Raw genomic sequence first — 25,056 nt, 5'->3', positions numbered from 1 at the left:
AAAGAGATGGGCTTGCAAGCCACCGACGAGGCGCTTATTGCAGCGGCTTATTGCAGCGGCTTATTGCAGCGGCTTATTGCATTGGCTTATTGCACCTGCCACCAGCGCGGCAACAAGCGCCGCACTTCCGCCCGCCGATACCGGTCATCGATCAGATGCACCACACCCTGATCCTGCTCCGTGCGAATCACGCGGCCAGCGGCCTGCACGACCTTCTGCAAGCCCGGATACAGATACATGTAGTCGTAGCCGTTGCCGAACTTCGCCTCCATCGTGCGGCGCATCTGCTCGTTGACGTCGTTCATCTGCGGCAGGCCGAGCGTCGCGATGAAGGCGCCAATCAGTTGCTGCCCGACCAGATCGATACCCTCGGAGAACGCGCCCCCTAGCACCGCGAAGCCGACGCCCTGGTTCATGGTGCGAAAGCGCGCAAGGAACGCGTCGCGCGCCGCCTCGTCCATGCCCTGTTCCTGTGCCCATACCGGCAGTTCGGGATGACGCGAGCGCATCAACCCCATCACCTGTTGCAGATACTCGAAGCTGCTCAGGAACCCGAGATAATTGCCCGGCTGCGCGGCGTACTGCTTTGCGATCAGATCGACGATGGGTACGAGCGAGCGTTCGCGATCCCGCCAGCGCGTGGATACGTTGCCGGCCACCCGCACCTGCAACTGCTCGGCGCGGAACGGTCCTTCAACGTCCAGCCAGTTCGTCTGCTCCGGCAGACCCAGCGTGTCGCGATAGAAATGATGCGGATTGAGCGTGCCTGAAAACATCACTGTGGTGCGCGCGGCCGCGTAACGCCCCGCAAGAAACGGCGCCGGGATCACGTTGCGCACGCACAGCGTGCTGCTGCTTTTGTCGCGCGGCGCGTAGCGATCCGCGGTGAGCGTGATGTCGAAAATCGAATGCTCGCCGAATTGCTCCGCCAGCGCGACGAAGTGCATGGCGTCGAAGAAAAATCGCAGCGATGCTTCGTCGATCGAAAGCGGCGCTTCGGCGAGTTGATCCGTCACCGCGCCGATCAGATTCTGTGCGGCCGAAAGCAGTTTACCGGGGACGTCGGGGTAGACCTGATACGCGTCGGTCTGGGCGCGCTTGACGGCGTTCCACTCGCGCTGAAGCCGCTCAAGCGGCTTCTTCAATGTCGCAGGCGCGGTTTTGCGGGCGAGCCGGAACGCCGCCTGATCGAGCGACGCGCTGTACATGCGCCGTGCCCGCTCGAGCAGGTTGTGCGCCTCGTCGACCAGCACGCCGACGCGCCACTGATTGATCTGCGTGAGCGCGTACAACATCGCGCTGCTGTCGTAGTAGTAGTTGTAGTCGCCGACCACCACGTCGGACCAGCGCGCCAGTTCCTGCGCGAGATAGTACGGGCAGACGTCGTGCTGGAGCGCCGCTTCGCGCACCGACACCCGGTCGAGCCGCGGGCCGGCCAACGCCGCGCTGCGGGCCGCGTCGAGCCGGTCGTAGAAGCCGCGTGCAAGCGGACAGGACTCGCCGTTGCAAGCCTTGTCGGGATGCTCGCAGGCCTTGTCGCGTGCGACCAATTCCAGGGTTCTCAGCGGCAAGCGCCCAGAAGTCAACTCGGCGCTTCGATGGAGCGTTTCGATCGCATCGAGGGCAAGCGCGCGGCCCGGCGTCTTCGCGGTCAGGAAGAACACGCGGTCGATCTGATCCGACGCACACGCCTTGAGCAGCGGAAAAATCGTCGCCAGTGTTTTGCCGATGCCGGTCGGCGCCTGCGCCATCAAGGGCTTGCCGTCACGCGCCGCGCGATACACCGACACCGCAAGCTCGCGCTGACCACTGCGGAACTGGCCATGCGGAAACTGCAACGCACCGAGCGCGGCATTGCGCGCGGCGCGATGGGCCTCTTCCTGCACAGCCCAATCGAGAAAGCGCTCGCATTGCTCGACGAAGAAAATCTCCAGCTCACGCGCCGTGTGCGTTTCGGTCAGCAAGGTTTCCTTCTGACTGCCGACATCGAAATACACCAGCGCGACCGTCAATCCGGCGAGCCCGAGGGCCTGGCACAACAGATGACCGTACACCAGCGCCTGCGCCCAATGCAGGGTGCGGTGATTGGCGGGCATCCGTTCGAGCGCGCCACGATGGGTCTTGATCTCTTCCAGCCGGTTCGACACCGGGTCGTAACCGTCGGCGCGGCCACGCACGGTCAAACCGCGATGCGTGCCGGTCAGCGTGACTTCGGCCTCATAGCCACTCGTGCGCCGCCCGGCGACCGTCACATGGCCGGCCATGCCTTCCAGCGAGGTAGGCGCGGGTGTGAAGCGCAGATCCAGATCGCCGCGCCGCGCGGTGAATTCGCACATCGCCCGGACGGCGACCACGTAGGTCATGGGGTGATCTCCGTCACGACTTCCGACGCGACGATCTCTTCATCGGCCCATCGCACGTCGAGCACGCGCACCGGCATGCCGTGCTGCGCGCAGTACGCGAGCCAGCGGATCTGGTTGTCCTGCAAGCGGTCGCCGGGGCCTTTCACTTCGATCAACTCATAGCGGCGCTCGGCCGGCCAGAACCGAATCAGGTCCGGCAGGCCCGAGCGGTTGCCGCGGATGTCACGCAGCAGACGCTCGAACCATAGTTTCAGATGCGCGGCAGGCAGGCAGTCGAGCGCCAACTCGACCAGTTCCGGCGTCAGCAAGCCCCAGAATACGAACGGCGATTGCAGACCCGCCTTGCTTTGCAGATGCCGCAGAATCGTCTCGCGATAGGCATTGCTGTCGAGTTGCGCAAGACACGCGGCGAATTGTTCCGCGCGGCGCGCATGAAAATCCGGCGCATGCAGATCGGCCGGTCCGCGCTGGAACGGATGAAAAAACGCGCCGGGCAGCGCCGCGAACACCGGCTCCCAGCACAGCAAGCCGAACAGCGAGTTAATCAGCGCGTTTTCGACGTAATGAACCGGCGCCGCGTCGCAAGTCAAATGATCGCGCGCGACGTATTCGACCGCTTGTGGCGCGTCTGGCCTCGGCAGCACCAGTGTGCGGCGCTCGACCGGCCGGGCGGCGGGCACACGCGGCACCCGCTCTCCGCGCTTGCGCTGCAAACGCGGCAACATGCGCTCGACGCGCTGCGCCTCCTCTTCGCTTTCAGGTTTGGCCGCGGCTTGCGAAGCGAGGGCGAAGGCTTCGTCGAATCGCTCGCTGCGTTCCAGCACACGCAAGCGCCGATGGCGCGCGCCGGGCCATGCGCAACGCTCATAGACCGCGAGCGCGGCGGCCCAGTTCTGCTGACGCTCGCAATGCTGGCCGATACGAAACAGCAGTTTCGCGCGACGCGTTTCGAGCCAGGGATTCGAGGTTTCGATGGCGGCAATTGCGGCGACGAGTTCGTCAATCGCCTCTGACTCCGCGTCACCCGTGGGGAGCCATTCCAACGCTTCACGGCACCCATGTAACGCAAGATAGACGTCGACGTCCGCGCGTTGCTGGAATGCGCGCGACGACGGCGCGAATGCAACCTTCTCGTACTGGAACACGCCGAGATCGGCAAGCACGAACTCCGACCAGTCCTGCTGCAAATTGCCGAAGAACATCAGGCGCAGACGCTCGCAAAGGGGCGCGATGGCGACGTGGAAGACGCGGTCGGTGGTCTGGCCGTGCCATGCGGACAACGGATGCGCGGCGGTGCCTCGTCCGTCACATTCGCCCTCGCCTTCGCCTTCGTAAAACGGCCGCAGCGTTTCCAGCAGATCGGGTTTGCGCAAGCCTTTCGCGCCAGGAATCAACGCGATGGCGTCCGCAAAGATCAGCAGCAACTCGGGGCGCGTGGTGAGCGCGAACAGATCGTCGAGCGTCAGGCCCGGTTCAGTGTCGACCCAACCGAGCACTGCCAGGGGCGCAACCGCCTGCAAAGGACAACCGATCTCGTCGTAAGAAAGACGGCTGGAGCGGAACAACGTGCCCTTGCGCATCAGCATGCGAACCAGCAACGCGCGCGAGGGCTGCGGCAAGGCGGCGAAATCGCGCAGGAAGCCGTGTTCGTGCGCGTCCAGCAGATCGTCGTAACGCTCGGCGAGCCACGCCAGCGCACGCTCGAAGTTCAGCAGGTAATAGGGGACATCAGAACGGAGGTCTGACGGAGCATCTGTCGCCACGGGGTTTTCATGAAACCTGTATGTTTATACAGTGATGATATCAAAATCCGTGGGAGAGACGGCTGACAATGCGGCAAGGGAGCTAGATTCCTTGCGGTGCCGCCACCCACATGCCAGCCTAGCCCGCGCCCGCCGCATAGAAGCTCGCCAGGTCCCGCTTGAGCGCATGCAACGCGACATCGTCGAGATAGATCATGTGCCCGGTCGGGTAGTAGGCGATGCGCACGTTGGCGCGCAGCGGCGCATCGATGCCCAGATGCGCGAGCGCGTACTCGGTCGCATAGAACGGCGTGGCCAGGTCGAAATAGCCGTTCAGCGACATCACGCGCAGATGCGGATTCTGCCGCATCGCTTCGGCGAGATCGCCCGCCGCATACGGCACGGACAAGTGTTCCCCCCACCACTCACGGTGTTTCCAGTCCCATTGCGTCAACGCGTCGTCGTTGAAGACGCGATAGCGGTCAGCAGGCGTGAAGTGCAGGTCCTGCGCAAAATGCTGATGAAGCGCGGCGTCGAAAGCGCTCGTCACACTGCTCACCGATGCGTCGTAATCGGGACGCTCGGACACGCCGTCGTACTCGAGTCCTTTAAAGCGTGCATCGAAACGGCCAATGCTGCGCGATTGATCGCGCAGCAATTGATTGCGAAAACGCGAGGGATAGAGACGCAGGCGGCTTCGCTTCACGTAATCGACGTCGAGCCCGGTGAACTGCGCGACGCGTGCGGCGATTTCGTCGCGCTGCGCGTCGGGCAACGCGTCGCCCTGCGCGAGCGCTTGCGCATAAGGCCCGCGGGCGAACGCGCGGGCCTCGTCGAGGAAGGCCGGCAGACTGGCCGGCTTTGGCACGATCTTGTCGTGGTACCACGCGATGGCCGCGAAGCTCGGCAAGTAGCTCTCGCTCTTGAAATCGAAGCCGGGTGAAAACGCCGAGGAATCGAGCACCGACGACATCAGGATCACGCCATTCAACGCGATATTGTTTTGCCCCAGTTGATACGCGAGCATCGCGGCGCGCGCGGTGCCATACGATTCGCCGAGCAGGTACTTCGGCGAATTCCAGCGCTGGTTGACCGTCAGATAGCGGTCGATGAATTGCGAGAACGCGTCAAGGTCCTTGTCGACACCCCAGAAGTCCTTCCCCGTGCCATGCCCGACAACCCTCGACAGGCCTGCGCCGACGGCATCGATAAAGACCAGATCGGTGGTATCGAGCAGGCTATCGGGGTTGTCGTCCAGCACATACGGCGCGGGCGGAGTGCTCGCGGGACTCGCCGTGCGCACCCGCTTCGGTCCGAACGAGCCGATCAGCAGGAACACGCTGCCCGCACCCGGTCCGCCGTTGAAAAGGAACGTGACGGGACGTGTCGAGGGCGCCTTGGTCGCGACGGTGTAGGCGGTATAGAAGACGCTCGCATTGGCCTGCCCGGTTTTGTCACGCAGCAGCAGGTTGCCCGCCGTCGCGGTGTAGTCGATGTTGCGGCCGCCGAGCCGGATCGAATGCTGCGTCACGGCAGCGCTTTCCGGCGGTACAGGGATCGGCGAGGTCTCGGGTTTGACAGCGTGCGGCGGGTTGTCCTGCGTATCGTTCTGAGCGGCCGCGGAAACCCGTGGCGGATGGCCGGTACGAGATGGATTTGCGCGCGGCTCCATGACTGGCTGGCCGTTCGCATCGACGGTCTGGCCGGCAGTGTCTGCCTGGGCGCCAGGCGCGCCGGGCACGCTTACCGAGCTAGCCGGCGCGGTGGCTGTTTCCGTGTCGGCAGCCGCAGTGGCTGAGTCGTCCAGTTCGGCCGCCGCGCACATCTGACTGAACGTGGTGATGACGGCAAGGACCAACGCCATCGCCACCAGCGCAGCCGCCATGGATCCTGCCATCAGTGATCGGCGCCACGAGAGATAGAAGCGAATGGCCATGGGGTATCCGGCTGCGAGTCGATAGGCGTCGATGTCCCGATTGTCCAGCTTAAGACGAATCAGGCGACTGATTCTTGACGCAAGCATCGAAGCCGTCAATCGAAAACGGGCTCTAACGCGCGTCCCTCCCAAGCCGCATCGTTTCCTTGGGGAAAACGAAAGTAATACGAAATACTTAAGAAAGCCGCTCCGCTATTGCGGCGCCACGAGGACTTCGTCTGACGTTCGCGGCTTGGGCGGCTTTCCCTGTTCACAGCCTACGCCTTCATACGCACCGGCAATCCGCCGACGAACGCAGCAATCCGTTCGCACGCGTCGATCAGGCTTGCCTCGTCGACCACGAAACCCAGCCGCACGAAGCCATTCGCGGTCTCGCCGAAGGCGCTGGCGTCAAGCAGCGACACGCCTTGTGCGCGAAACAGTTGCCAGGTGAAATCGACCGTATCGAGGCCCGTGCCGCTGACGTCGACCATCATGAACATGCCGGCTTCCGGCAACAGGCAACGCAAGCCCGGCACGCGGTGCAAGCGCTCGAACACGACGTCGCGGCGGCGCCGGTAAATCTCGCGCATCTCGGCGACGATCGGCGCCTTGTTCTGCAGGGCCGTCAATGCAGCCTGCTGGATGAAGCCGGGCAAGCCATACAGCATCGCCAGCGCGAGCCGCCCCATATGCTCGATCAGCGTGGCAGGCCCGATCGCCCAGCCCACACGCCAACCCGCCATTGCATGTGATTTCGACAGACTGCCGAGCGTCACCGTGCGCTCCGCCATGCCCGGCAACGCGGCGATGCTCACGTGCTCGCGCTCGAACGTGAGATCCGCATAGACCTCGTCGGAGAGCACCCACAGATCGTGCTCGCACGCGATCTGCGCGATGCGTTCCAGATCGGCGCGCGGCATCACCACGCCGGTCGGGTTACAGGGGGTCGCGAAGAAAATGGCCTGGGTGCGCGGCGTGATGGCCGCTTCGAGCGCATCGCAGTCGAGGTGGAACGCCCGCGCCGGATCGACCGGCACCGGCACGAGCGTGGCGCCCGCCGCGCGCACGCAGGCCTCGTATGTGAGGTACATCGGCTCGGGGACGATCACTTCGTCACCCGCTTCCAGCAGACACAGCGAGGTCGCGAACACGCCGTTCTGCGCCCCCGCCGTCAGGATCACGTTGGCCGCGCTCACGGCGCAACCGGTGGTGCGCGCATGGTCTTCGGCAATCGCCGCCCGCACCGGCTCACGCCCGGACACGGCGCTGTAATGCGTATCGCCGCCGCGCAACGCCTCGATGGCGCGCTCGACGATCGGCGCGGGCGTCGCAAAGTCGGGGTCGCCGACGCTCAGCACGATCACGTCTTCGCCATTGGCGAGCGCCTGTTGAGCGACACGATGGATTTCCCACGCCGACGTACGCCTGCCCTGCAAACGCTCAACCAGATTCGAATACTTCATGGAACTCACCCCGTTTCGACTTGAGCCGCCAATGTAATGGGGCGCGTGCGAAACGTCCAGATACGAAAAAGCGCCACGCGAGTACTGAGTCTCGTGTGGCGCTTCACTGAAGCCCTGGCCCCAAAGGGCAATGCGTTTAAACCTGGCGGCGCAATTCCGCCGGCGGCACTTTCATCAAGTGACGATATTTCGCCACGGTGCGCCGCGCCACCAGCACGCCCTGATCCGCGAGCATCCTGGCGAGTGTCACGTCCGACAGCGGATCGTGCGTGTTCTCCGCGGCGATCATTTCCTTGAGCAGCGCACGGACGGCCGCGGCCGAACAGGTGCCGCCGCTTTCCGTGCCGAGTTCACGCGGGAAGAAGTGCTTGAACTCGAAAATGCCGCGCGGCGTAGCCATATATTTGTTGCCGGTCGCACGCGAGATGGTGGACTCGTGCAGACCGAGCTCCTCGGCCACATCGCGCAGCACCATCGGCCTGAGCGCGATTTCACCGTACTGGAAGAAGGCTCGTTGATGCGCGACGATGCATTCGGCCACGCGTTGAATCGTATCGAAACGCTGCTGCGCATTGCGGATCAACCAGCGCGCTTCCTGCAATTGCTGCGCGAGCGGCGAGCGGCTTGCACCGGCCGACTGCGCGAACAGCTCGGCGTACATGCGATGGATGCGGGCGCGCGGCTGCACGGCCGGGTTGATCGTCACCGCCCATTTGTTGCGCACCTGACGCACGATCACGTCCGGCACCACGTAGTTGTCTTCGGTACGGCCGTAGTTGTTGCCCGGCTTCGGATCGAGCTTGCGCACCAGCGCGCAGGCCACCCGCAGTTCCTCGGCGCTGCAGCCGATCTGCTTTTGCAGTTCAGCCTGTTCGCGGCGCGCGAGACGTTCCAGATGATGGTCGACGATTTGCCGCGCCACATCGCGTCCCGGCGTGTCAGCGGGCAAGGCGTTGACCTGCAGCGACAGACACTCGGACAGCGAGCGCGCGCCGAGACCGGGACGATCGAGCGATTGCACGAGCCGCAGCGCCACCAGCAATTCTTCTTCGGTCAATTCGGGTTCGAGGTCGACGCTATCCGCAAGCTCGGAGAGTTCCTGACGCAGATAGCCGTCGTCGTCGAGCGCCTCGATGATGAAGCGGGCCACCGCGCGGTCACGGTCGTCGAGTCGATACAGACGCAGCGAGTCGTGCAACTGCTCGCGCAAGGTCGGTTGGGAACGCGCCCATTCAGCGGGATCGCTGCTGTCGGAGTCGCCGTTCTGGCGCGTCGAACTGCGGCTGCTGTAGTCGCCCGAAAAGTCGCCGGGTATGTCGTCCTGCCCTGCGCTTTCCATCGTGTCGCCGCCGCTGTTGTCAACCGGTGACGATTCGGGTTCGGCCGCGGCGACCGTGTCCGTGGCGGGTGTCGCGCCGGCATCATCGCCTGGCGCTGTGGTGGCAAGCGCGACGTCTTCCGTGTCTGTCGAGTCGTACTCGAGGAAGGGATTGGTGTCGAGTGCGGTGCGCAACTCCTGCTGGAACTCCAGAGACGACAACTGCAACAGGCGCACCGATTGCTGCAGACGCGGCGTGAGTGCGAGGGACTGCCTTGCGCGTAGTTCAATTGACGGCATTGTAGTGAGGTCCCGTTAATAGCTGAGAAAAGGTATCTCACCTCATTACAGCAACTGTCATACCAGCTCGCCCAACACCCTGTTTTTTCTGAGTTTTGCCTTTTCAGGCCCGCCGATTGCGCAGTGGGCGAGCGCCCTTTTTACAAGAACCCGGCAATTTCCGGTCGCGGGCCTTACGGACCATTGGACAGCACGCCACACGTGGCCGCCCCTCTATTCCTCAGCCTAAACGCATGCGCAGCAACGGCTTCTCCCGACCTCGGGCATTCGTGCGGTGTACCAGGCACACAGCTTGCGGATCAACACTTTTTATCAACACCCGAAGGAGAAACCATGAAGACCATTCAATTTCTGAAGACCGCAGGCAGCATCGCTTGCGTCGCATTCGCACTGAACGCTACGGCGCAAACCAGCGGTTCGGCCCCGTCGGCAGCATCCGAAACCATCGGCCAGCACGTCGACGACGGCACCATCACCACCAAGGCCAAGGCCGAACTGCTCAGCGCGAAGAACGTCAAATCGACCCACATCCATGTGAAGACCCGCAAGGGGGTGGTATGGCTCACGGGCTCGGTGCCGTCGGCTGACGACAAGGCCGCAGCAGGAGAGGTCGTGAAAGGCATCGATGGCGTCTCGAGCGTGAGGAACCATCTGAAAGTCGTAGCGGAATAACGTAGCGGACTAAGCGCGGCATCTTCGCCGCTGTCCCGTTTTAGGAAACCACCACGCCGGAATCGCGCTGAAAAATACGCGCGGCCGGCAGGCATGCGCCCGGACTACGCGGCGGTGCCGCGATCGTACAGTCGCTCGACACGACGCCCCGCCGTCGACCTCGCTAGAATACGAATCCCTCGTGCTGCGACAAGCTCCTCCCCATCCAATGACCGCTCCCGACGAATCAAGACGTGAAGCGCGGACGAACGCCGCCAATTCGCTGTTTGCTTTTCTCAAGGCGCTGCCGCTGGGCGACCGGCTGGCCGAAGGCAGTGTGATGGCCGCGCAGGCGGTGGCCGGCGGCAGCCTTGCTTTCGTGATCGGCCGTTGGCTGCATACGGAGCAAGCTTTCTGGGCCGCGATTACGGCGATTGCGGTCAGCCAGCACAGTTATATCGACACCCGCAATCTGTCGCGCGATCAGTTCATCGGCGCGATGGTCGGAGCCGTTTGCGGGCTCATCGGCGCAACCCTCGGCGGTGGCTATCTCGCCGCTTACGCCGCGACCGTTGCCGCGGCAATCGTGATTTGCTGGGTCGTGAACGTGGGCAGCGCCGCGCGTCTGGGCGGCATTACGGCGACCATCATGCTGCTGGTGCCGGGCGTCGGTTCGCCGTGGGACAAGGCCTTGCTGCGCCTCGGCGAAGTCACGTTGGGCACGGTCTGCGCACTGCTGGTGACCTTGATCATGTCGAGGATAGAGAAGCACTGGTACGGCAGAACCGACAAAGCCTAGCCGGATTTCTGATCGTTCTCTTGCGGTTGACGCCGGTAACGCCCCGGCGTCGCGCCGACGCTCTGCTGAAACGCCTTGCCGAAGGCGGCTTCCGATTGATACCCCACTGCCTCACCGATCTCCGCGGCGCTGCGCTGCGTGCGTAGCAGCAGATCGCACGCGATCGTCATACGAATCTGCGTGAGGAAATCCATCACCGTCATAGCCGCACGCTCGTTGAAATGGCGCGCGTAAGTTGCGCGGGACATCGCCGCGCGTTCACCGAGCTCGGCAATCGTCCACGCCCGTTCGGGGGCGTCCAGCATGCCCTGTACCGACGCACCCAGACGCACATCGGCCAGCAGCGCCAGCACGCCTGCGCTCGATGCATTCTGTTCGCCATGCACGCGCAAAGCCATCGCGAAGAGCGCGTGGCTCAATGCGGTGACGATCGCGAGCGCGCCGGGCTGACGTTGTTCGGCTTCGGTTCGCATCAACGCAATCACCGTCTGCAGCGCGCCGAGCGTTTGCACGCCGCCGAGCGACACGTGAAATGGATCCGGCAGCGCGTTGAGCAGCAACGCCGAGGAACCGGGCGCGTAGACGAACCGGCCGCATAGAAGATCGAGATCGGCGCCGCCCTCGTGCTCGTCATTGCGCTCGTCATTGCGGCGCAACGGCAGCATGCCGTCATGACTCAACGTCAGCGGCGCGGTGGAAGCCGCTCGCCCGATATCGCGCACCCGATGCGCGGCGCCACGCGGGAACAGCATGAAATCCCCCGCCTGCAGCGCAACCTGCGCGCCACCCGCAGTCTCGACGACGCACGCTCCATCCAGCACCAGATGAAACGGTGCAATGCCCGCCTCCATCGGCGCGTGATCGATGTCGAAGCCGCCCGTGAGCAGGCAACGCAGATCGAGGCTGGCTTGCGGCCGGGCGAGGTCGATCAGTCGGCTGAGCGTATCCATGAGACGGTCGCGCTAAAAGTTGAGCGAATCGAGTATTCAGGATATCGCGGCACAGCGCAATACTTTGCCTAACGACACCGGCACCCGCCGGGGCGTGGCAAACAAAGGAGCACTGTCATGTTGAACTGGATCGATTACCGCAAGGAACTGTTCGGCCGCATCGGCGAGATCGCCAAACTGTCGCTGGATACGGTGAAGGCCTATCAAACGATGTCGAGCGCGGGCCAGAAGGCCGACCTTCTCGGTGCGAAGACGCGCGAGCTGATTTCGCTTGCGGTGGCCGTGAGCTTGCGATGCGACGGCTGTATCACCGTGCACACTGCCGAAGCGTTGAAACACGGCGCGACACGTGAAGAGATCGCTGAAGCGCTCGGCGTGGCGGTCGCCATGAACGCGGGCGCCACCATGGTGTACTCGGCACGCACGATGGACGCCGTCGCCGCTTATCAGGCGGATAGCAAGCAGGCAGATTGAGGGAAGCGGCGCCCACTACGCGCCGTTACGCCGGATGACGCGCCTCTTCAAGCTGCTTGCGGCGCACTTCGCCCTGGCGTTCCAGCATCCAGCCCGGGTACTCAGCCGGCAGCGTGCTGACCTGATCGAGCTTCGCAAGGTCGTCGGCGGTCAACGTGACGCCGGTGGCGGCAATGTTGTCGTCGAGTTGCTCGACTTTCTTCGCCCCGACGATCACCGAGCTCACCACGCGTTGATGCAGCAGCCACGCAAGCGCGATCTGTGCCACCGACACTTTCTTCGTCTCCGCGATATCGCGCATCACGTCGATACAGTCATAGGCGCGCTCGCGATTGACCGGGGGAAAATCGAAGGTCGTGCGACGGCTGCCCGCTTCGCCCTGCTGCTCGCGCCCATATTTGCCGCTCAGCAAGCCGCCCGCGAGCGGACTCCACACCATCAATCCAAGTCCTTCGCTGTGCAGCATCGGCACGAGTTCGCGTTCGAGGTCGCGGCCCGCCAGCGTGTAATACGCCTGGAGCGATTCAAAGCGCGCGAGGCCGAGGCGCTCCGCAATGCCCAGCGCCTTCACGATCTGCCACGCGGCCCAGTTCGACACCCCGACATAGCGCACATGGCCATGCTGAACCAGCGTATCGAGCGCGCGCACGGTTTCTTCGATCGGTGTGGCCGGATCGAAACCGTGGATCTGATACAGGTCGACGTGGTCGAGTTGCAGGCGCTTCAGGCTCGCCTTGATCCCGTCGATGATGTGATAACGCGAGGCCCCGCGCGCGTTCGGAAACGCTGCCGTCTGGCCGAATACTTTGGTTGCGACCACAACCTTGTCGCGCGGCACTTTCAGGTTCTTCAACGCCTGACCCGTGATCTGTTCGGACAGGCCATCGGCATAGACGTCGGCCGTGTCGATGAAATTGATGCCCGCATCGAGCGCCCGGCCGACCAGCCGCTCCGCGTCCCCCTGCTGCAGATCGCCGATCTGCTTCCAGATGCCCTCGCCACCGCCGAAGGTCATCGTGCCCAGGCACAGCTCTGAAACAAACACACCGGTACGGCCTAACTGGTTGTATCGCATCGTCGAGACTCCATCGTGGATTCGTGAATCGGTGAGCCGTACAGAGTACTGCACCTGGAAAATTTCGACAGGACCCGGCGTGAGTTCTGACCAGCCATCCGGCGAACGTATGTTTCAAACCACTTACGGTTCCCGCAGTAGTTACCGCAGCTTTTTTGGCCCGGAAAAATTTCCTTCTTTGCCAAAAGCGAGGCGCCATGCGGGTCTCCGGCAAGCGTCGGCGATGCGCAACATACCCGTAATGTCATGCCGGGGGCATTTGGAAAGTTCTGGTAAGGCGTGTATAAGTCTGACCATTCCGCTCGTATGGTGCAGTGCCTTTAACAAGGACCGTGCGTATGAAGAAGAAGAAAACATTTGGAATCGGCCTCGGCAGCGTCGTGCTGCTCTCAAAGGCATTCACCCCTTCAGCGATGGCCGCGTGCAGCAATACCGCGCCGCCGAGCAACACCACAGTCACCTGCACGGGCAGCGGCCTCGCCGCCGTCGTTGCGCAAACCGGCAGCACCGGCGTGACGATCAATGCCGATAGCACCGCCTCGGGCAGCTTCGTGCACAGCACCAATGCAGTTGTCTTCAGCGTCGACACCAATAGCACGATCAACAGCAGCGGCAACTTCGCGCTGACGGGCGGCGGCGGTACGGGCACCGCGCGCGGTGCCGTGTTGCTCGGCGTGGGCAATGGCAATCAGATCACCAACGCGAGCGGCGCGGTCATCACCACGAGCGGCGCCTTCAACGACGGCATGGCCGCCAACGGCAGCGGCAACACGCTGATCAATCGCGGCTCGATCACCACCAGCGGCCCCAACGCTTACGGCATGACGGCCGCGTGGGGACAAACGAACGTCGGCCAGTTGAACAACACGTTGATCAACAGCGGCACGGTGACGACCTCGGGCAGCAACGCGCGCGCGGCATCGATTCTCGGCGGCAGCGGCACCATTAACAACAGCGGCACGTTGACTACCACGGGCGCGGCCAGTCCAACCGCTTATCTGCAAGGCAATAATGACCAGTTGATCAACAGCGGCACGATCAGCGCGAGCGGCAGCGGTTCGGATGCGGTGTTTTCCAACACTGCGGGATCGAGCTTCGTGGCGACGATCCAGAACCTCGCGGGCGGCAGCATCATCAGTCAGAACGGCTCCGGCATCCGCACGCTCAACGGCAACAGCACCATCATCAATGCGGGGCTCGTGCAGAGCGGCATCGGCACGGCCATCACGATGGGCAACGGCAACGATTCGCTGATTCTGCAAACCGGTTCGGTGATCAACGGCGCGGCCGACGGTGGCGCGGGATCGAATACGGTGACCTTGCAAGGCACGGGTACGGCGTCGAATGCGTTTACCAACTTTCAGACCTTGCTGATGCAAGGCACGCAGTGGAACTGGACCGGTAGCGGGACCTTCACGCTCGCACATGTGCAGACCGGCACGCTCAATCTCACCGGCACGTTAGGCGCGAGCGCGGCGGCGCTCGTCGATAGCGGCGCGACCTTGCAGGCGAACGCGGTGAACCTGCCCACCAATGTCACCGACAACGGACTCGTGCGGTTTGCCCAGGACAACGCGGGCACCTACACGGGATCGATCAGCGGCACAGGCGCAGTCGACAAAACCGGGGCCGGCGTGTTGACGCTTGCGCCGGCTGCGGCGAACGGCAACACCTACTCGGGTGGCACGACGATCGATCAAGGCACGATCGCCGTCGGCGCGGACAACGCGCTCGGTGCGAACACGGGCGGGCTCACGTTCAACAGCGGCACGCTGCAACTGACGACAAGCTTCGACCTCGCCGGCACGCGTGCCATCACGTTGGCCGCAGGCAGCGGCACGATCGATACACAATCCTTCGATACCACGCTCTTCCAGGCGGTGAGCGGGACCGGCGCGTTGACGAAAGCCGGCAGCGGCAGCTTGCTGATGACCGGCGTGAGCACCTATAGCGGCGCAACCACAGTCGCGGCGGGCACCCTCGCGATCGGCGATGCCACCCATGCCAACGCGGCGTTGACGGGCGGCGGCGCCACCACGGTGGCTTCAGGCACGACGCTCGGCGGCTATGGCAGCGTGACGGGCGCGGTCACGAACAACGGCACACTCGCGGTGGCGAATGCATTGCCGTCGTTTGCCAGCGAGGGCAACGGCGCGTTCTCGATCAACGGCTCGCTGGTGAATGCCGGACTCGTGCAGATCGGCGGACCTGCCGCAGGCGGTGTGGGCAACCGCTTGAATGTGACGGGCAACTATGCCGGACAAAACGGCACCATCGGATTGAACGCCGTCGTCGCCGGCGACGGCGCGGCGTCCGATCGCCTCGTGCTGAGCGGCGGGACAGCCACTGGCTCAACGCGCCTGCAAGTCACGAACGTTGGCGGCCAGGGCGCACAAACAGTAGCTGACGGCATTCAAGTGATTCAGGCGACCAACGGCGCCACCACCGCCTCGAGCGCTTTTACGCTGGCTGCACCGGTTAAAGCCGGCGCATATTCCTACTATCTGGCCAAAGGCGGTGTGAGCAGCGGCACCACGGACAACTGGTATTTGCGCAATACGGTTGCGCCGCTGCCGCCCACAACGACACCCGGCCAGCCACCGGTCACGACGCCGGGCGCCCCTGGCGAGCCGCCTGTTGTCGCGACCGGCATACCGATTGCGGCCGAGGGCACGCCGCCCTTGCCGCCCGCGCCGCCCGCCGGCTCGGCCGCCACGCCGCTGTATCGCGTCGAAGTGCCGGTCTACGCCGCGGCGCCCGGCGTCGCGCGTGAACTCGGCCTGATGCAGATCGATACGTTCCATGACCGGCAAGGCGATCAGGCCTTGCTGAGCGAAAGCGGCAAACTGCCTGCCGCATGGGGCCGCGTGTGGGGCGGCCACAGCGTGCTGAGCCAGGACGGCACGGCAAGTCCGCAATTCGACGGCTCCGTGTATGGCATCCAGGCCGGGCAAGATCTTTACGCCGACAGCAGTGCGAGCGGCCAGCGCAATCACTACGGTTTGTTCGTCGGTTTCGCGCGGGCCACCGGCGACGTCGACGGCTTCGCGCTCGGCGTGCCCAACCTCGCTGCAGGCCATCTGGCGATCAATGCGTACAGCCTCGGCGGCTACTGGACGCATACCGGCCCGAGTGGCTGGTACACGGACGCCGTGCTGATGGGAAGTTCATTGACCGTCGATCCGGTCTCGCGCGACGGCCTCGCTAAGACGACGCACGGCAACGCGGTGACCGGCTCGCTCGAAGGCGGTCTGCCGATTCCGCTCGGCGCCGGGCTCACGCTCGAACCGCAAGCGCAACTCGTGTGGCAGCACCTCTCGCTGTCCGATTTCAACGATGGTGTATCGAGCGTCGGCTTCAACAGCGGCAATACTTTCGTCGGACGAATCGGTGCGCGCCTGCAAGCTCAGTTCGATGCCTTCGCGATCGCGTGGCGGCCCTATCTGCGCGTCAGCTTCCTACGCGAATTCGGCTCCGACGACAAAGTCACCTTCGGCGGCGGGACCGTGATTCCGGGCACCGTCGGGCAAACCGCGGCGCAACTCGGCGCGGGCGTGGTCGGTAAGTTCAGCACGTCGGGCAGCGTCTTCGCGACGCTCGGCTGGGTAACGAATCTGGGTGGCGCACACCAGAGAACGGTAACGGGCGACGCAGGCGTGCGTTGGGTCTGGTAGTTTTGCGCCGTGCCGTGCCGTGCCGTGCGGCAGGTGCGGTGCGGGCCGCTCCCGCAGTGATTGCCGCCTTATTCCGCGCGATAGCCGCCACCCAGGCATCGGCAAAGCCGCCGAAAACCTGCCAGACTGATTGTTGATCCTTGAAACAGGCCGGCGCTTGCCGCCCTCTGGATATGGCACACCGCGTCCCCATCTATGCCAGCATGACTTCGGCCTCGACATCCGCCACCGCCCTGGACGCGCGCTCTGATTCTTCGCGCTTCGATGCGGCATTGCAGGCAACTTCAGATGCTACTTCGGGCCACGCTTCGACCCCCGCTTCAGGCCCTTTCACGCCCGGCGCGCTGGATGATTTCCATCCGGCAGTAGCCAGTTGGTTCCTGAAGACCTTCCCCGCCCCCACCGACGCCCAGGCTGCCGCCTGGCCGCAGATTCGCAGCGGACGCTCGACCCTGGTGGCCGCGCCCACCGGTTCGGGCAAAACCCTCACCGCCTTCCTGTCCGCGCTCGACGAACTCGTCCAGCAAGGCCTGGCCAACGGCGGCGCGTTGCCGGACGAAACCCTGGTGGTCTACGTTTCGCCGCTGAAAGCACTCTCCAACGACATCCGCATCAATCTGCAAGTGCCTTTGCAAGGCATCGCGGCGGAACTCGACGCGCGCGGCATGCCGCCGCTCGACATCCGCACGGCCGTACGCACAGGCGACACCACGCAGCAGGAACGCAACGCGCTGAAAAAACGCGCGCCGCATATTCTCGTGACCACGCCGGAGTCGCTATACGTCCTGCTCGGTTCGGATTCCGGCCGACGTATGCTGTCGACCGTGCGCACAGTAATCGTCGACGAAATTCACGCGCTCGCCGGCAGCAAGCGCGGCAGTCATCTGGCGCTCAGCCTCGAACGGCTCGACGCGCTGTGTCAGCGGCGCTTGCCGCGGATCGGTCTGTCGGCGACGCAAAAACCGGTCAGCGCAGTCGCGCGCTTTCTGGTGGGCGATGCGAGCATCGAAAGCGATATTCCGGCGGACTGCGCGATCATCGACGTGGGCCACATTCGCGAGCGCGATCTCGCGCTGGAGATTCCGCCCGTGCCGCTCGAAGCGGTGATGCCGAACGAAGTGTGGGAGCGCGTCTACGATCGCCTCGCCGAACTGATCGCGACGCATCGCACCACGCTGATTTTCGTCAACACGCGCCGCATGGCCGAACGCGCGGCGCGCCATCTGACCGAGCGGCTCGGCAAAGACGTAGTCGCCGCGCACCACGGCAGTCTCGCCAAGGAACATCGCTTCGACGCGGAGCAGCGCCTCAAACGCGGCGAGTTGCGGGTGCTGATCGCGACCGCTTCACTGGAACTGGGCATCGATATCGGCGACGTCGATCTGGTCTGCCAGATGGGTTCGCCGCGCGCGATCGCGCCGTTCCTGCAACGTGTGGGGCGCTCGGGCCACCACGTGGGCGGCATGCCGAAGGGCCGGCTCTTTCCGGCTTCGCGCGACGATATGATCGAATGCGCCGCGCTGCTCGATTGCGTCCGGCGTGGCGAACTCGACGCGTTGCGGATTCCGCGCGCGCCGCTCGATGTGCTTGCGCAACAGATCGTCGCCGAGGTATCGAGCGCCGAATGGGGCGAAGACGCACTGTTCGAAATGCTGAGGCGCGCGGCCCCCTATGCGGGCCTCGAACGCGAGCAATACGACGCCGTGCTGCGCATGCTCGCCGTTGGCTATACGAGCCGTAACGGCCCGCGCGGCGCCTATATTCATCGCGACGTGGTGAGCGGCACCTTGCGCGGCCGGCGCGGCGGCAAACTGGTCGCCGTGACGTCAGGTGGCACGATTCCCGAGAACGCCGACTATGCGGTGGTGCTCGAACCGCAGGCGATCAATATCGGCACCGTCAACGAGGATTTCGCCGTCGAGAGTCTCGCCGGAGACGTGTTTCAACTCGGCAATGCGTCGTACCGGATTCTGCGGATCGAGAGCGGCCGCGTGCGGGTCGAGGACGCGCAAGGGCAGCCGCCGAATATTCCGTTCTGGCTCGGCGAGGCGCCAGGGCGCAGCGATGAACTGTCGTTCGGCGTCGCGCGCTTGCGTGAGCAGATCGGGCGCCTGCTCGATGGGCGGGAGGCCGATGCGGTGGTAGCGATCGACGAGGCGTGTTCGACCGGGACCGACAGCGAAGTCATGAATACGCGCCTCCAACGCGCAATCGACTGGCTCGTCGACGCTCTCGGTCTCGACGAAGCCGCCGCGCGGCAAATCGTCGACTATCTCGCCCGCGCACGCGCCGCGCTCAGCGTGCTGCCGACGCAAAACACACTCGTGATGGAACGCTTCTTCGACGAATCCGGCGGCACGCAACTCGTGATCCATGCGCCGTTCGGCAGTCGCGTGAACCGCGCGTGGGGTCTCGCGTTGCGCAAGCGTTTTTGCCGGACCTTCAACTTCGAACTGCAAGCCGCCGCTACCGAAGACGCGATCATCCTCTCACTGACCGGCAGCCATTCCTTCGTACTCGACGAAGTATGGCGCTACCTCCATTCGAACAGTGCCGAGCACCTGCTGGTCCAGGCGCTGCTCGACGCGCCGCTCTTCGGCGTGCGCTGGCGCTGGAATGCGACCACCTCGCTCGGCCTGCCGCGTTATACCGGCGGGCGCAAGACCCCGCCGCAATTGCAGCGCATGCGTAGCGAAGATCTGCTGGCGAGCGTGTTTCCCGAACAGGCCGCGTGCCTGGAAAACATCGTCGGCGAGCGCGAACTGCCGCGTCATCCCTTAGTCGACCAAACCGTCGACGATTGCCTGCACGACGCGATGGACAGCGAGAGCTGGATTGCCTTGCTGCGTCGTATCGAACAGGGCGAAGTGCAACTGATCGCCCGCGATCTGCCGGCGCCCTCACCGCTTGCCGCCGAAATCCTCACAGCCAAGCCCTACGCCTTTCTCGACGATGCGCCGATCGAAGAGCGCCGCACGCAAGCCGTGCAGAACCGCCGCTGGAGCGATCCGTCCAGCGCCGACGACCTCGGCGCGCTCGATGCCGACGCGATCGACAGCGTGCGCGACGAGGCATGGCCGCAGGCACGCACCGCCGACGAGATGCACGAAGCGCTAACGGGTCTCGCCTGCATCACCGAGGCCGAGGCGCGCAATGTCGAAGACTGGCCGGCCTGGCTCGCGTTGCTTGCCGAATCCGGTCGCGCGACCCGTCTGCGGATCGCTGCCGACGACGCGCTGTGGCTGCCTGCCGAGCGCCTGACCTGTTTCCAGGCGCTCTACCCTGACGCCCGGTTTGAACCGCCGCTCACCGTACCAAACGGCTACACCGATCCGTGGAGCGCCGACGACGCCCTGCTCGACGTGCTGCGCGCCCGGCTCACTGGCTTTGGCCCGCTGCCTGTACGTGCGATCGCGCAGGCACTGAACTTGCGCGCAACGTCGGTCGAACACACGCTGACGCGCCTCGAAGCGGAAGGCTACGTGATGCGCGGCCGCTTCTCGCCGGGCGCGACCGAGGAAGAATGGTGCGAGCGTCATCTGCTTGCGCGGATCCACCGTTACACGGTGAAACGCTTGCGACGCGAAATCGAACCGGTGGAACGGCACGACTTCATGCGTTTTCTGTTCGAGTGGCAGCATTTGACGCCTGACGCCCGCAGCGAGGGACGCGACGCTTTAGCCGCCGTACTCGACCAGATGGAGGGTTTTCAGGCCGCGGCAGCCGCATGGGAAGAAGACATTCTGCCCACGCGCGTGAAGGCGTACGCGAACATTTCGCTCGACGAACTATGCCGTGCCGGCAAGATCGTCTGGACGCGCCTGACCGAGCGGGCGCGCGGTGCCGCGGGACCGGTGCGCAGCACGCCGATCGTGCTTTTGCCGCGCGCACAGGTACGCGTCTGGCGCGCGCTGATCGACCCGTCGAAACAACCGGAGCTATCGGCGCGCGCGCAGAGCGTCCATGACACGTTATCGCAGCATGGCGCAATGTTCTTCGACGAATTGCTGGCCGAGGTACACGGCTTGCGCATGGAACTGGAAAACGCGTTGGGCGAGCTGGTTGCCGCGGGCCTCGTGAATTCCGACAGTTTCGCCGGCTTGCGGGCGTTGTTGAAACCCGTCGCCAAACGCAGTGCTTATTCCAGTAGCCGGCGTGTCAGGTCGAGTGCATTGATCGGAGGAATGGACGACGCGGGCCGCTGGGCTCTGGTCAGCCGGCAGCCCGTTGTTGCTGCAGCCGAAGCATCGCCGGCGCGCCGTCAGCAGTTCGCCCCCGAAATACTCGAGCATATCGCCATGACGTTGCTGCGCCGCTATGGCGTGGTGTTCTGGCGTTTGCTCGAACGCGAGGCCGAGTGGTTGCCGCCGTGGCGGGACCTGTTGCGCGTGTTTCAGCGGCTCGAAGCACGCGGCGTCATTCGCGGCGGGCGGTTTGTGAATGGCCTCGCTGGCGAACAATTTGCTTTACCGGAAGCGATTCCGATCTTGCGCGAGGTTCGACGGCATGCGAACGATGGTGCTTTTGTGTGTGTCGCAGGAACCGATCCTTTGAATCTTGCCGGTACGTTGCTGGTGGGTGAACGCGTGCCTGCTGTCGCTGGAAATCGGGTCTTGTATCGGGATGGAATCGTTATCGCGACGCTTGTCGCAGGGGCTTTCTGGTTTGACCCCACGGTGGAAGCGATTCCCACAGAGCGGGAGCACGCCCGAAGCGCGTTGGCCCGGCGGTTTTGAGGCAGTCCTGAGGTAATTCCACGGCAGTTTCAGTGCCGTTTCGATGCGATTTCGAGGCTTCATACCAGCGCGCACGCCAAAATAAAAGCCTTAAGACGAAGGCCATCACGACCGTTAATGTTTATAGGCCCGAACGCCAGCCGCTTCGCTACAATGGGGCCAGTCTTTAAGTATGATGAAGACTGTTTGCCGCCACCCCACCTTCATGGTTGGCTCATCGGCACACTGCCCGGGGATCTCATGAACGACGACCAACACGATCAGGTGCTGTTTGCCCAGTTCGGCACAAGCAGCCCTTGCTGGCGTCTGTCGAACGACAGCAACGCGCTGGAACTCACGCCCGTCACCGGCGACGTGCCGGCTAATGTCGCCATTCCGCTGAATCCCCAACAGGCCTCGCAGATCCGCTGCCTCACCGGTGTCACCTCGCACCTCATCCTCGACGTGCGGCTGTTCGGCGAACCGCTGCGTCTGCACCTCGTCGGTAAAAAACTCGCCAGCAATACGTGGGCAGGCACCGCCTCGGCCTACGACGATACGGAATCCGTCGCACGCGACCTCGTCCACGGTCTGTCTTTCGCCGAACAGGTCGTCTCCGAAGTCAATTCGGTCGTGGTCATCGTCGACAGGCACGGTCGCATACAGCGCTTCAACCGTCTCGCCGAGGAACTCACCGGCGTCAAGGAAGAAGACATCGTCGGCCGCAATGTGTGGGCGCTGTTCATGAGCACCGAGTCCGGCGCGGCGTCGAGCCAGAACATCACAGGTTTCTTCAATCGCGGCGTCTCGTACGAAGTCGAGCGGCGCGTGAAAACCCTTCGCGGCGAACGGCTATTCCTGTTTCGCAACAAGTTCGTTCACAGCGGCAGCGGCGTCGAAGAACAGTTTCTGATCTGCTCAGGCACCGACATCACCGAAGAACGGCTCGCGCAGGAACGTCTCACCGAACTGGCGAACACCGATTCGCTCACCGGCCTCGCCAATCGCAACGCGATCCAGGACAAGATCAGTGCCGCGATCGAAGCAGCCGCGCGAGGCGAATCGGTCGGCGTGCTGTTCCTCGACCTCGACAACTTCAAGAAGGTCAACGACCACTACGGCCATGTCTTCGGCGACCGGCTGATTCGCGATGTGTCGTCGGCCATCAGCACCTGCCTGAACGAAGGCGACGTGCTCGCGCGCCTCGGCGGCGACGAGTTCATTGTGCTCGCCGCCCAAGGCACCGCCCACGATCTCGAAGCCACCGCGCAGCGCATTCTCGAACGCCTGCGCACGCCGTTCAGCCTGGGGCTCGTCGAGGTCTACACCGGCTGCTCGATCGGCATCGCGCGCTATCCGGAACACGGCAACGACCTCGAATCGCTGATCCGTTCGGCGGACACGGCGATGTACGTTGCCAAAGACGAAGGCAAGCGCACCTATCGCGTGTTCTCGCCCGAGATGAACCGCAAGGTCGCCGAGTACATGTGGCTCGACACCAACCTGCGGCGCGGTCTCGAAGAGGGCCAGTTGACGCTGCACTATCAACCCAAGATCGTGCTCGCCACCGGCGTGGTGCAGGGCGCGGAAGCGCTGGTCCGCTGGAACTCGCCGGAGCGCGGGCAGATCATGCCGACCGAGTTCATCCGCTATGCGGAAGAATCCGGGCTGATCGGCGTGCTCGGCCGCTGGGTCATGGAAACGGCCGCGAAGCAAGCGGCCAAATGGAAGGCGGACGGCTACAACCTGCGCATCGCGATCAATGTGTCGGCACGGCAACTGGTCGACACCGCCGTGGTGCGGCATTTCAGCGAAGCGCTGCAGCGCGCGAATCTCGATCCGTGTCTGATCGACCTGGAACTCACCGAAAGTTGCCTGATCGAGGACGAAGCGGCGGCAATCGATCTGATCAAGCAGTTTCGCCAACTCGGGGCGCAGGTTCATCTGGACGACTTCGGCACCGGCTATTCGTCGCTCTCGCAGTTGGGCCGCATTCCGCTCGACGTCATCAAGCTCGACCGCAGTTTCGTCCGCTCGATCAATGCCGACACCAAAGCGCAAGCACTCGTGCGCTCCATGGTGGTGGTCGCGCAGGAGCTGAATTTCAAGGTGGTCGCCGAAGGCATCGAAACCGAATCGGAAGAGGTGTTCATGAGGGGGCTGGGCGTCGAATACGTACAGGGCTTCCTGTACGGTCAGGCCATGCCGGTCGCGGAATTCGAACGCTGGTTGCAGGATAGGCAGAAGCTCAGACTGATTGCCTGAGCTTCCACGCGCCCGAAGGGCGTCCCCCGCTCCGAAGGAAGTCCCCTTGGGGGATTGGGGGGTTGGGGGACCCGCCCGCGGCGGCTCGATATCCTCGAGACCCGGGGCGATTCAGGCGAAATTGGCCGCGCTGGAGGCCGTCTGGCGCAGGTTCGAAGTACGGCGGTTCTGCAGCATCACCAGCCGCTCCATAAAGACGAGGTCCTTCTCCTCGATCGTGAAAGCGGCATTCACCCAGTCCTCGGTAATTTCCATCAGCTCGGCGCGCGAGAGTTGCAGCACCCGCTGACGCGCCCGCAGCATCGCGCGGATCCCGTTCATTTTCGGCCGGAGCGTATCGATGAAGGTGCGCGTCGCCATATAGGCGTCGCCCGGTTCGAATAGCTGATCGACCAGTCCCTTGCCGAAGTGCCACTCAGCGGTGTGCGACTCGCCCATGCCGATCAGTTCCTCGGCCAGACGCATCCCCACCTTGCGCGCGACCAGAGAATAGCCGCCCATGCCCGGGAACAGATTGAACGCGATCTCCGGAAAGCCCATGCGTGCGTCGTTCTGCGCCAGCAGGAAATGATGCGCGAGCGCCGCCTCGAACCCTCCTCCAAGCGCTGTGCCCTCCACCATCGCGATTGAAATCGCCCCCGTATCGAAACCGCGCGCCGCCGCGTGCACGCAATCGACGCAGGCGCGCGCGTACGCCATCAGCGCCTGGCGCTTGCCGGCGCGGATCGTGTCGGCGAAGAAATCGAGGTCGCCCCCAACGTTGAACATGGTCGGAATCAACGAGCCGGTCACCCAGAAATCGATCGGCAAGCCGGACTCTCGTGCTGCCTGCGCGAGACCCAGAATGTCATGCACCAGATCGAGATTGAAACAGGGACGCGGCTGCGCCCGCAGCATCATCCACATGATGTTGCGGCCTTCTTCGTAGTAGGCGGAGACTTGCGACAAATTGCCGGCCTCAAGGAACGGACGGCAGGCGTGGTGATTATGCAGGTTCATTTTGAACGGTCCTTTTAAGGTTAAACACTGGCATTGCAATGCGAGCCTAAAGCAGACCGGAATCGGATGGGAGCGGGGTAACCAACAGATGAATGCAACACGCGCGTGAAGCCTCGCCAGATGGCGCTCTGCGGGGCGGCGAACGGACGGACAAAAGATGCTGCGGACGCAAACGCTTGCGCACCGAAGAAGGGCGAAATTAGCCCGCAAATGAGCACCCGGCCGCAATCAATTAGCGAACGAACAAAGCTTGAATTTCTTGCCGGATTTGAAAGAAAAAGAAATAGTCGTCGATTAGGGAAACGCTGATTAATGAAGCTCGGCGGTCATCGCGAACGTAGCCGAGGACG

Annotated in this window: 14 protein-coding genes; 6 read left to right on the top strand and 8 right to left on the bottom strand. The window is 63.8% G+C overall.

The features are described 5' to 3' along the window. Positions 1-86 precede the first annotated feature (86 nt). The 5 genes from M0D67_RS16870 to M0D67_RS16850 form a co-directional block, all read right to left on the bottom strand. On the bottom strand, positions 87-2,363 hold the full coding sequence (locus tag M0D67_RS16870; protein WP_266239220.1) for an ATP-dependent DNA helicase: 2,277 nt from the start codon (positions 2,361-2,363) through the stop codon (positions 87-89). After that, entirely contained in the window at positions 2,360-4,126 is a 1,767-nt protein-coding gene (locus tag M0D67_RS16865; protein ID WP_266239219.1) for a VRR-NUC domain-containing protein, read from the bottom strand. Before M0D67_RS16865 ends, M0D67_RS16870 begins: the two co-directional genes overlap by 4 nt. 118 nt (positions 4,127-4,244) lie before the next feature. Next, positions 4,245-6,041, bottom strand: coding sequence for a S10 family peptidase (locus tag M0D67_RS16860; RefSeq protein WP_266239218.1), 1,797 nt, complete (start codon positions 6,039-6,041; stop codon positions 4,245-4,247). A gap of 257 nt (positions 6,042-6,298) precedes the next feature. Next, complete coding sequence (locus M0D67_RS16855) at positions 6,299-7,486, bottom strand: pyridoxal phosphate-dependent aminotransferase (protein WP_266239217.1); 1,188 nt, start codon at positions 7,484-7,486, stop codon at positions 6,299-6,301. A 136-nt stretch (positions 7,487-7,622) separates the two neighbouring features. After that, complete coding sequence (locus tag M0D67_RS16850) at positions 7,623-9,104, bottom strand: RNA polymerase factor sigma-54 (protein WP_266239216.1); 1,482 nt, start codon at positions 9,102-9,104, stop codon at positions 7,623-7,625. 333 nt (positions 9,105-9,437) lie between these two features. On the opposite strand from M0D67_RS16850, the gene M0D67_RS16845 reads away from it, so the two are divergent. Next, complete coding sequence (locus tag M0D67_RS16845) at positions 9,438-9,776, top strand: BON domain-containing protein (protein WP_154561813.1); 339 nt, start codon at positions 9,438-9,440, stop codon at positions 9,774-9,776. A gap of 208 nt (positions 9,777-9,984) precedes the next feature. Next, on the top strand, positions 9,985-10,554 hold the full coding sequence (locus M0D67_RS16840; protein WP_171927919.1) for an aromatic acid exporter family protein: 570 nt from the start codon (positions 9,985-9,987) through the stop codon (positions 10,552-10,554). On the opposite strand, the gene M0D67_RS16835 is transcribed toward M0D67_RS16840, so the two are convergent. After that, positions 10,551-11,504, bottom strand: coding sequence for an AraC family transcriptional regulator (locus tag M0D67_RS16835; RefSeq protein ID WP_266239215.1), 954 nt, complete (start codon positions 11,502-11,504; stop codon positions 10,551-10,553). The two genes, M0D67_RS16840 and M0D67_RS16835, sit on opposite strands and share 4 nt — an antisense overlap. 117 nt (positions 11,505-11,621) lie before the next feature. Here M0D67_RS16835 and M0D67_RS16830 point away from each other — a divergent pair, with 117 nt between their 5' ends. Next, a complete protein-coding gene (locus M0D67_RS16830; RefSeq protein WP_266239214.1) occupies positions 11,622-11,978 on the top strand; it encodes a carboxymuconolactone decarboxylase family protein in 357 nt (118 codons plus the stop codon). A gap of 25 nt (positions 11,979-12,003) precedes the next feature. Here the strand turns inward: M0D67_RS16830 and M0D67_RS16825 are convergent, their stop codons facing one another. Continuing rightward, on the bottom strand, positions 12,004-13,053 hold the full coding sequence (locus M0D67_RS16825) for an aldo/keto reductase (RefSeq protein WP_171927902.1): 1,050 nt from the start codon (positions 13,051-13,053) through the stop codon (positions 12,004-12,006). A gap of 338 nt (positions 13,054-13,391) precedes the next feature. On the opposite strand from M0D67_RS16825, the gene M0D67_RS16820 reads away from it, so the two are divergent. The 3 genes from M0D67_RS16820 to pdeR all read left to right on the top strand — a co-directional run bounded on the left by M0D67_RS16820 (position 13,392) and on the right by pdeR (position 23,707). Continuing rightward, entirely contained in the window at positions 13,392-16,727 is a 3,336-nt protein-coding gene (locus tag M0D67_RS16820; protein WP_266239213.1) for an autotransporter outer membrane beta-barrel domain-containing protein, read from the top strand. A 173-nt stretch (positions 16,728-16,900) separates the two neighbouring features. Continuing rightward, positions 16,901-21,463: a DEAD/DEAH box helicase gene (locus M0D67_RS16815; RefSeq protein WP_266239212.1), complete on the top strand. Its 4,563-nt coding sequence runs from the start codon at positions 16,901-16,903 to the stop codon at positions 21,461-21,463. Positions 21,464-21,703: 240 nt separating this feature from the next. Continuing rightward, positions 21,704-23,707: a cyclic di-GMP phosphodiesterase gene (gene pdeR, locus M0D67_RS16810; RefSeq protein ID WP_154561799.1), complete on the top strand. Its 2,004-nt coding sequence runs from the start codon at positions 21,704-21,706 to the stop codon at positions 23,705-23,707. 111 nt (positions 23,708-23,818) lie between these two features. Here pdeR and M0D67_RS16805 read toward each other — a convergent pair whose 3' ends face one another. Further along, positions 23,819-24,706: a crotonase/enoyl-CoA hydratase family protein gene (locus M0D67_RS16805; protein ID WP_154561797.1), complete on the bottom strand. Its 888-nt coding sequence runs from the start codon at positions 24,704-24,706 to the stop codon at positions 23,819-23,821. Positions 24,707-25,056: the final 350 nt, after the last annotated feature.

This window comes from Paraburkholderia sp. SECH4 (genome assembly GCF_030511745.1).
GTDB lineage: Bacteria > Pseudomonadota > Gammaproteobacteria > Burkholderiales > Burkholderiaceae > Paraburkholderia > Paraburkholderia madseniana.
Note: the sequence above shows the minus strand (reverse complement) of the source record. Positions and strands in the feature narration are given on the sequence as shown.

Bases quoted from the DNA above. Each gene is read 5' to 3' on its own strand.
- M0D67_RS16835 (WP_266239215.1), bottom strand. From the start codon at position 11,504: ATGGATACGCTCAGCCGACTGATCGACCTCGCCCGGCCGCAAGCCAGC.
- M0D67_RS16870 (WP_266239220.1), bottom strand. From the start codon at position 2,363: ATGACCTACGTGGTCGCCGTCCGGGCGATGTGCGAATTCACCGCGCGG.
- M0D67_RS16825 (WP_171927902.1), bottom strand. From the start codon at position 13,053: ATGCGATACAACCAGTTAGGCCGTACCGGTGTGTTTGTTTCAGAGCTG.
- M0D67_RS16820 (WP_266239213.1), top strand. From the start codon at position 13,392: ATGAAGAAGAAGAAAACATTTGGAATCGGCCTCGGCAGCGTCGTGCTG.
- M0D67_RS16830 (WP_266239214.1), top strand. From the start codon at position 11,622: ATGTTGAACTGGATCGATTACCGCAAGGAACTGTTCGGCCGCATCGGC.
- M0D67_RS16805 (WP_154561797.1), bottom strand. From the start codon at position 24,706: ATGAACCTGCATAATCACCACGCCTGCCGTCCGTTCCTTGAGGCCGGC.
- M0D67_RS16845 (WP_154561813.1), top strand. From the start codon at position 9,438: ATGAAGACCATTCAATTTCTGAAGACCGCAGGCAGCATCGCTTGCGTC.
- M0D67_RS16815 (WP_266239212.1), top strand. From the start codon at position 16,901: ATGGCACACCGCGTCCCCATCTATGCCAGCATGACTTCGGCCTCGACA.
- M0D67_RS16860 (WP_266239218.1), bottom strand. From the start codon at position 6,041: ATGGCCATTCGCTTCTATCTCTCGTGGCGCCGATCACTGATGGCAGGA.
- pdeR (WP_154561799.1), top strand. From the start codon at position 21,704: ATGAACGACGACCAACACGATCAGGTGCTGTTTGCCCAGTTCGGCACA.
- M0D67_RS16850 (WP_266239216.1), bottom strand. From the start codon at position 9,104: ATGCCGTCAATTGAACTACGCGCAAGGCAGTCCCTCGCACTCACGCCG.
- M0D67_RS16855 (WP_266239217.1), bottom strand. From the start codon at position 7,486: ATGAAGTATTCGAATCTGGTTGAGCGTTTGCAGGGCAGGCGTACGTCG.
- M0D67_RS16840 (WP_171927919.1), top strand. From the start codon at position 9,985: ATGACCGCTCCCGACGAATCAAGACGTGAAGCGCGGACGAACGCCGCC.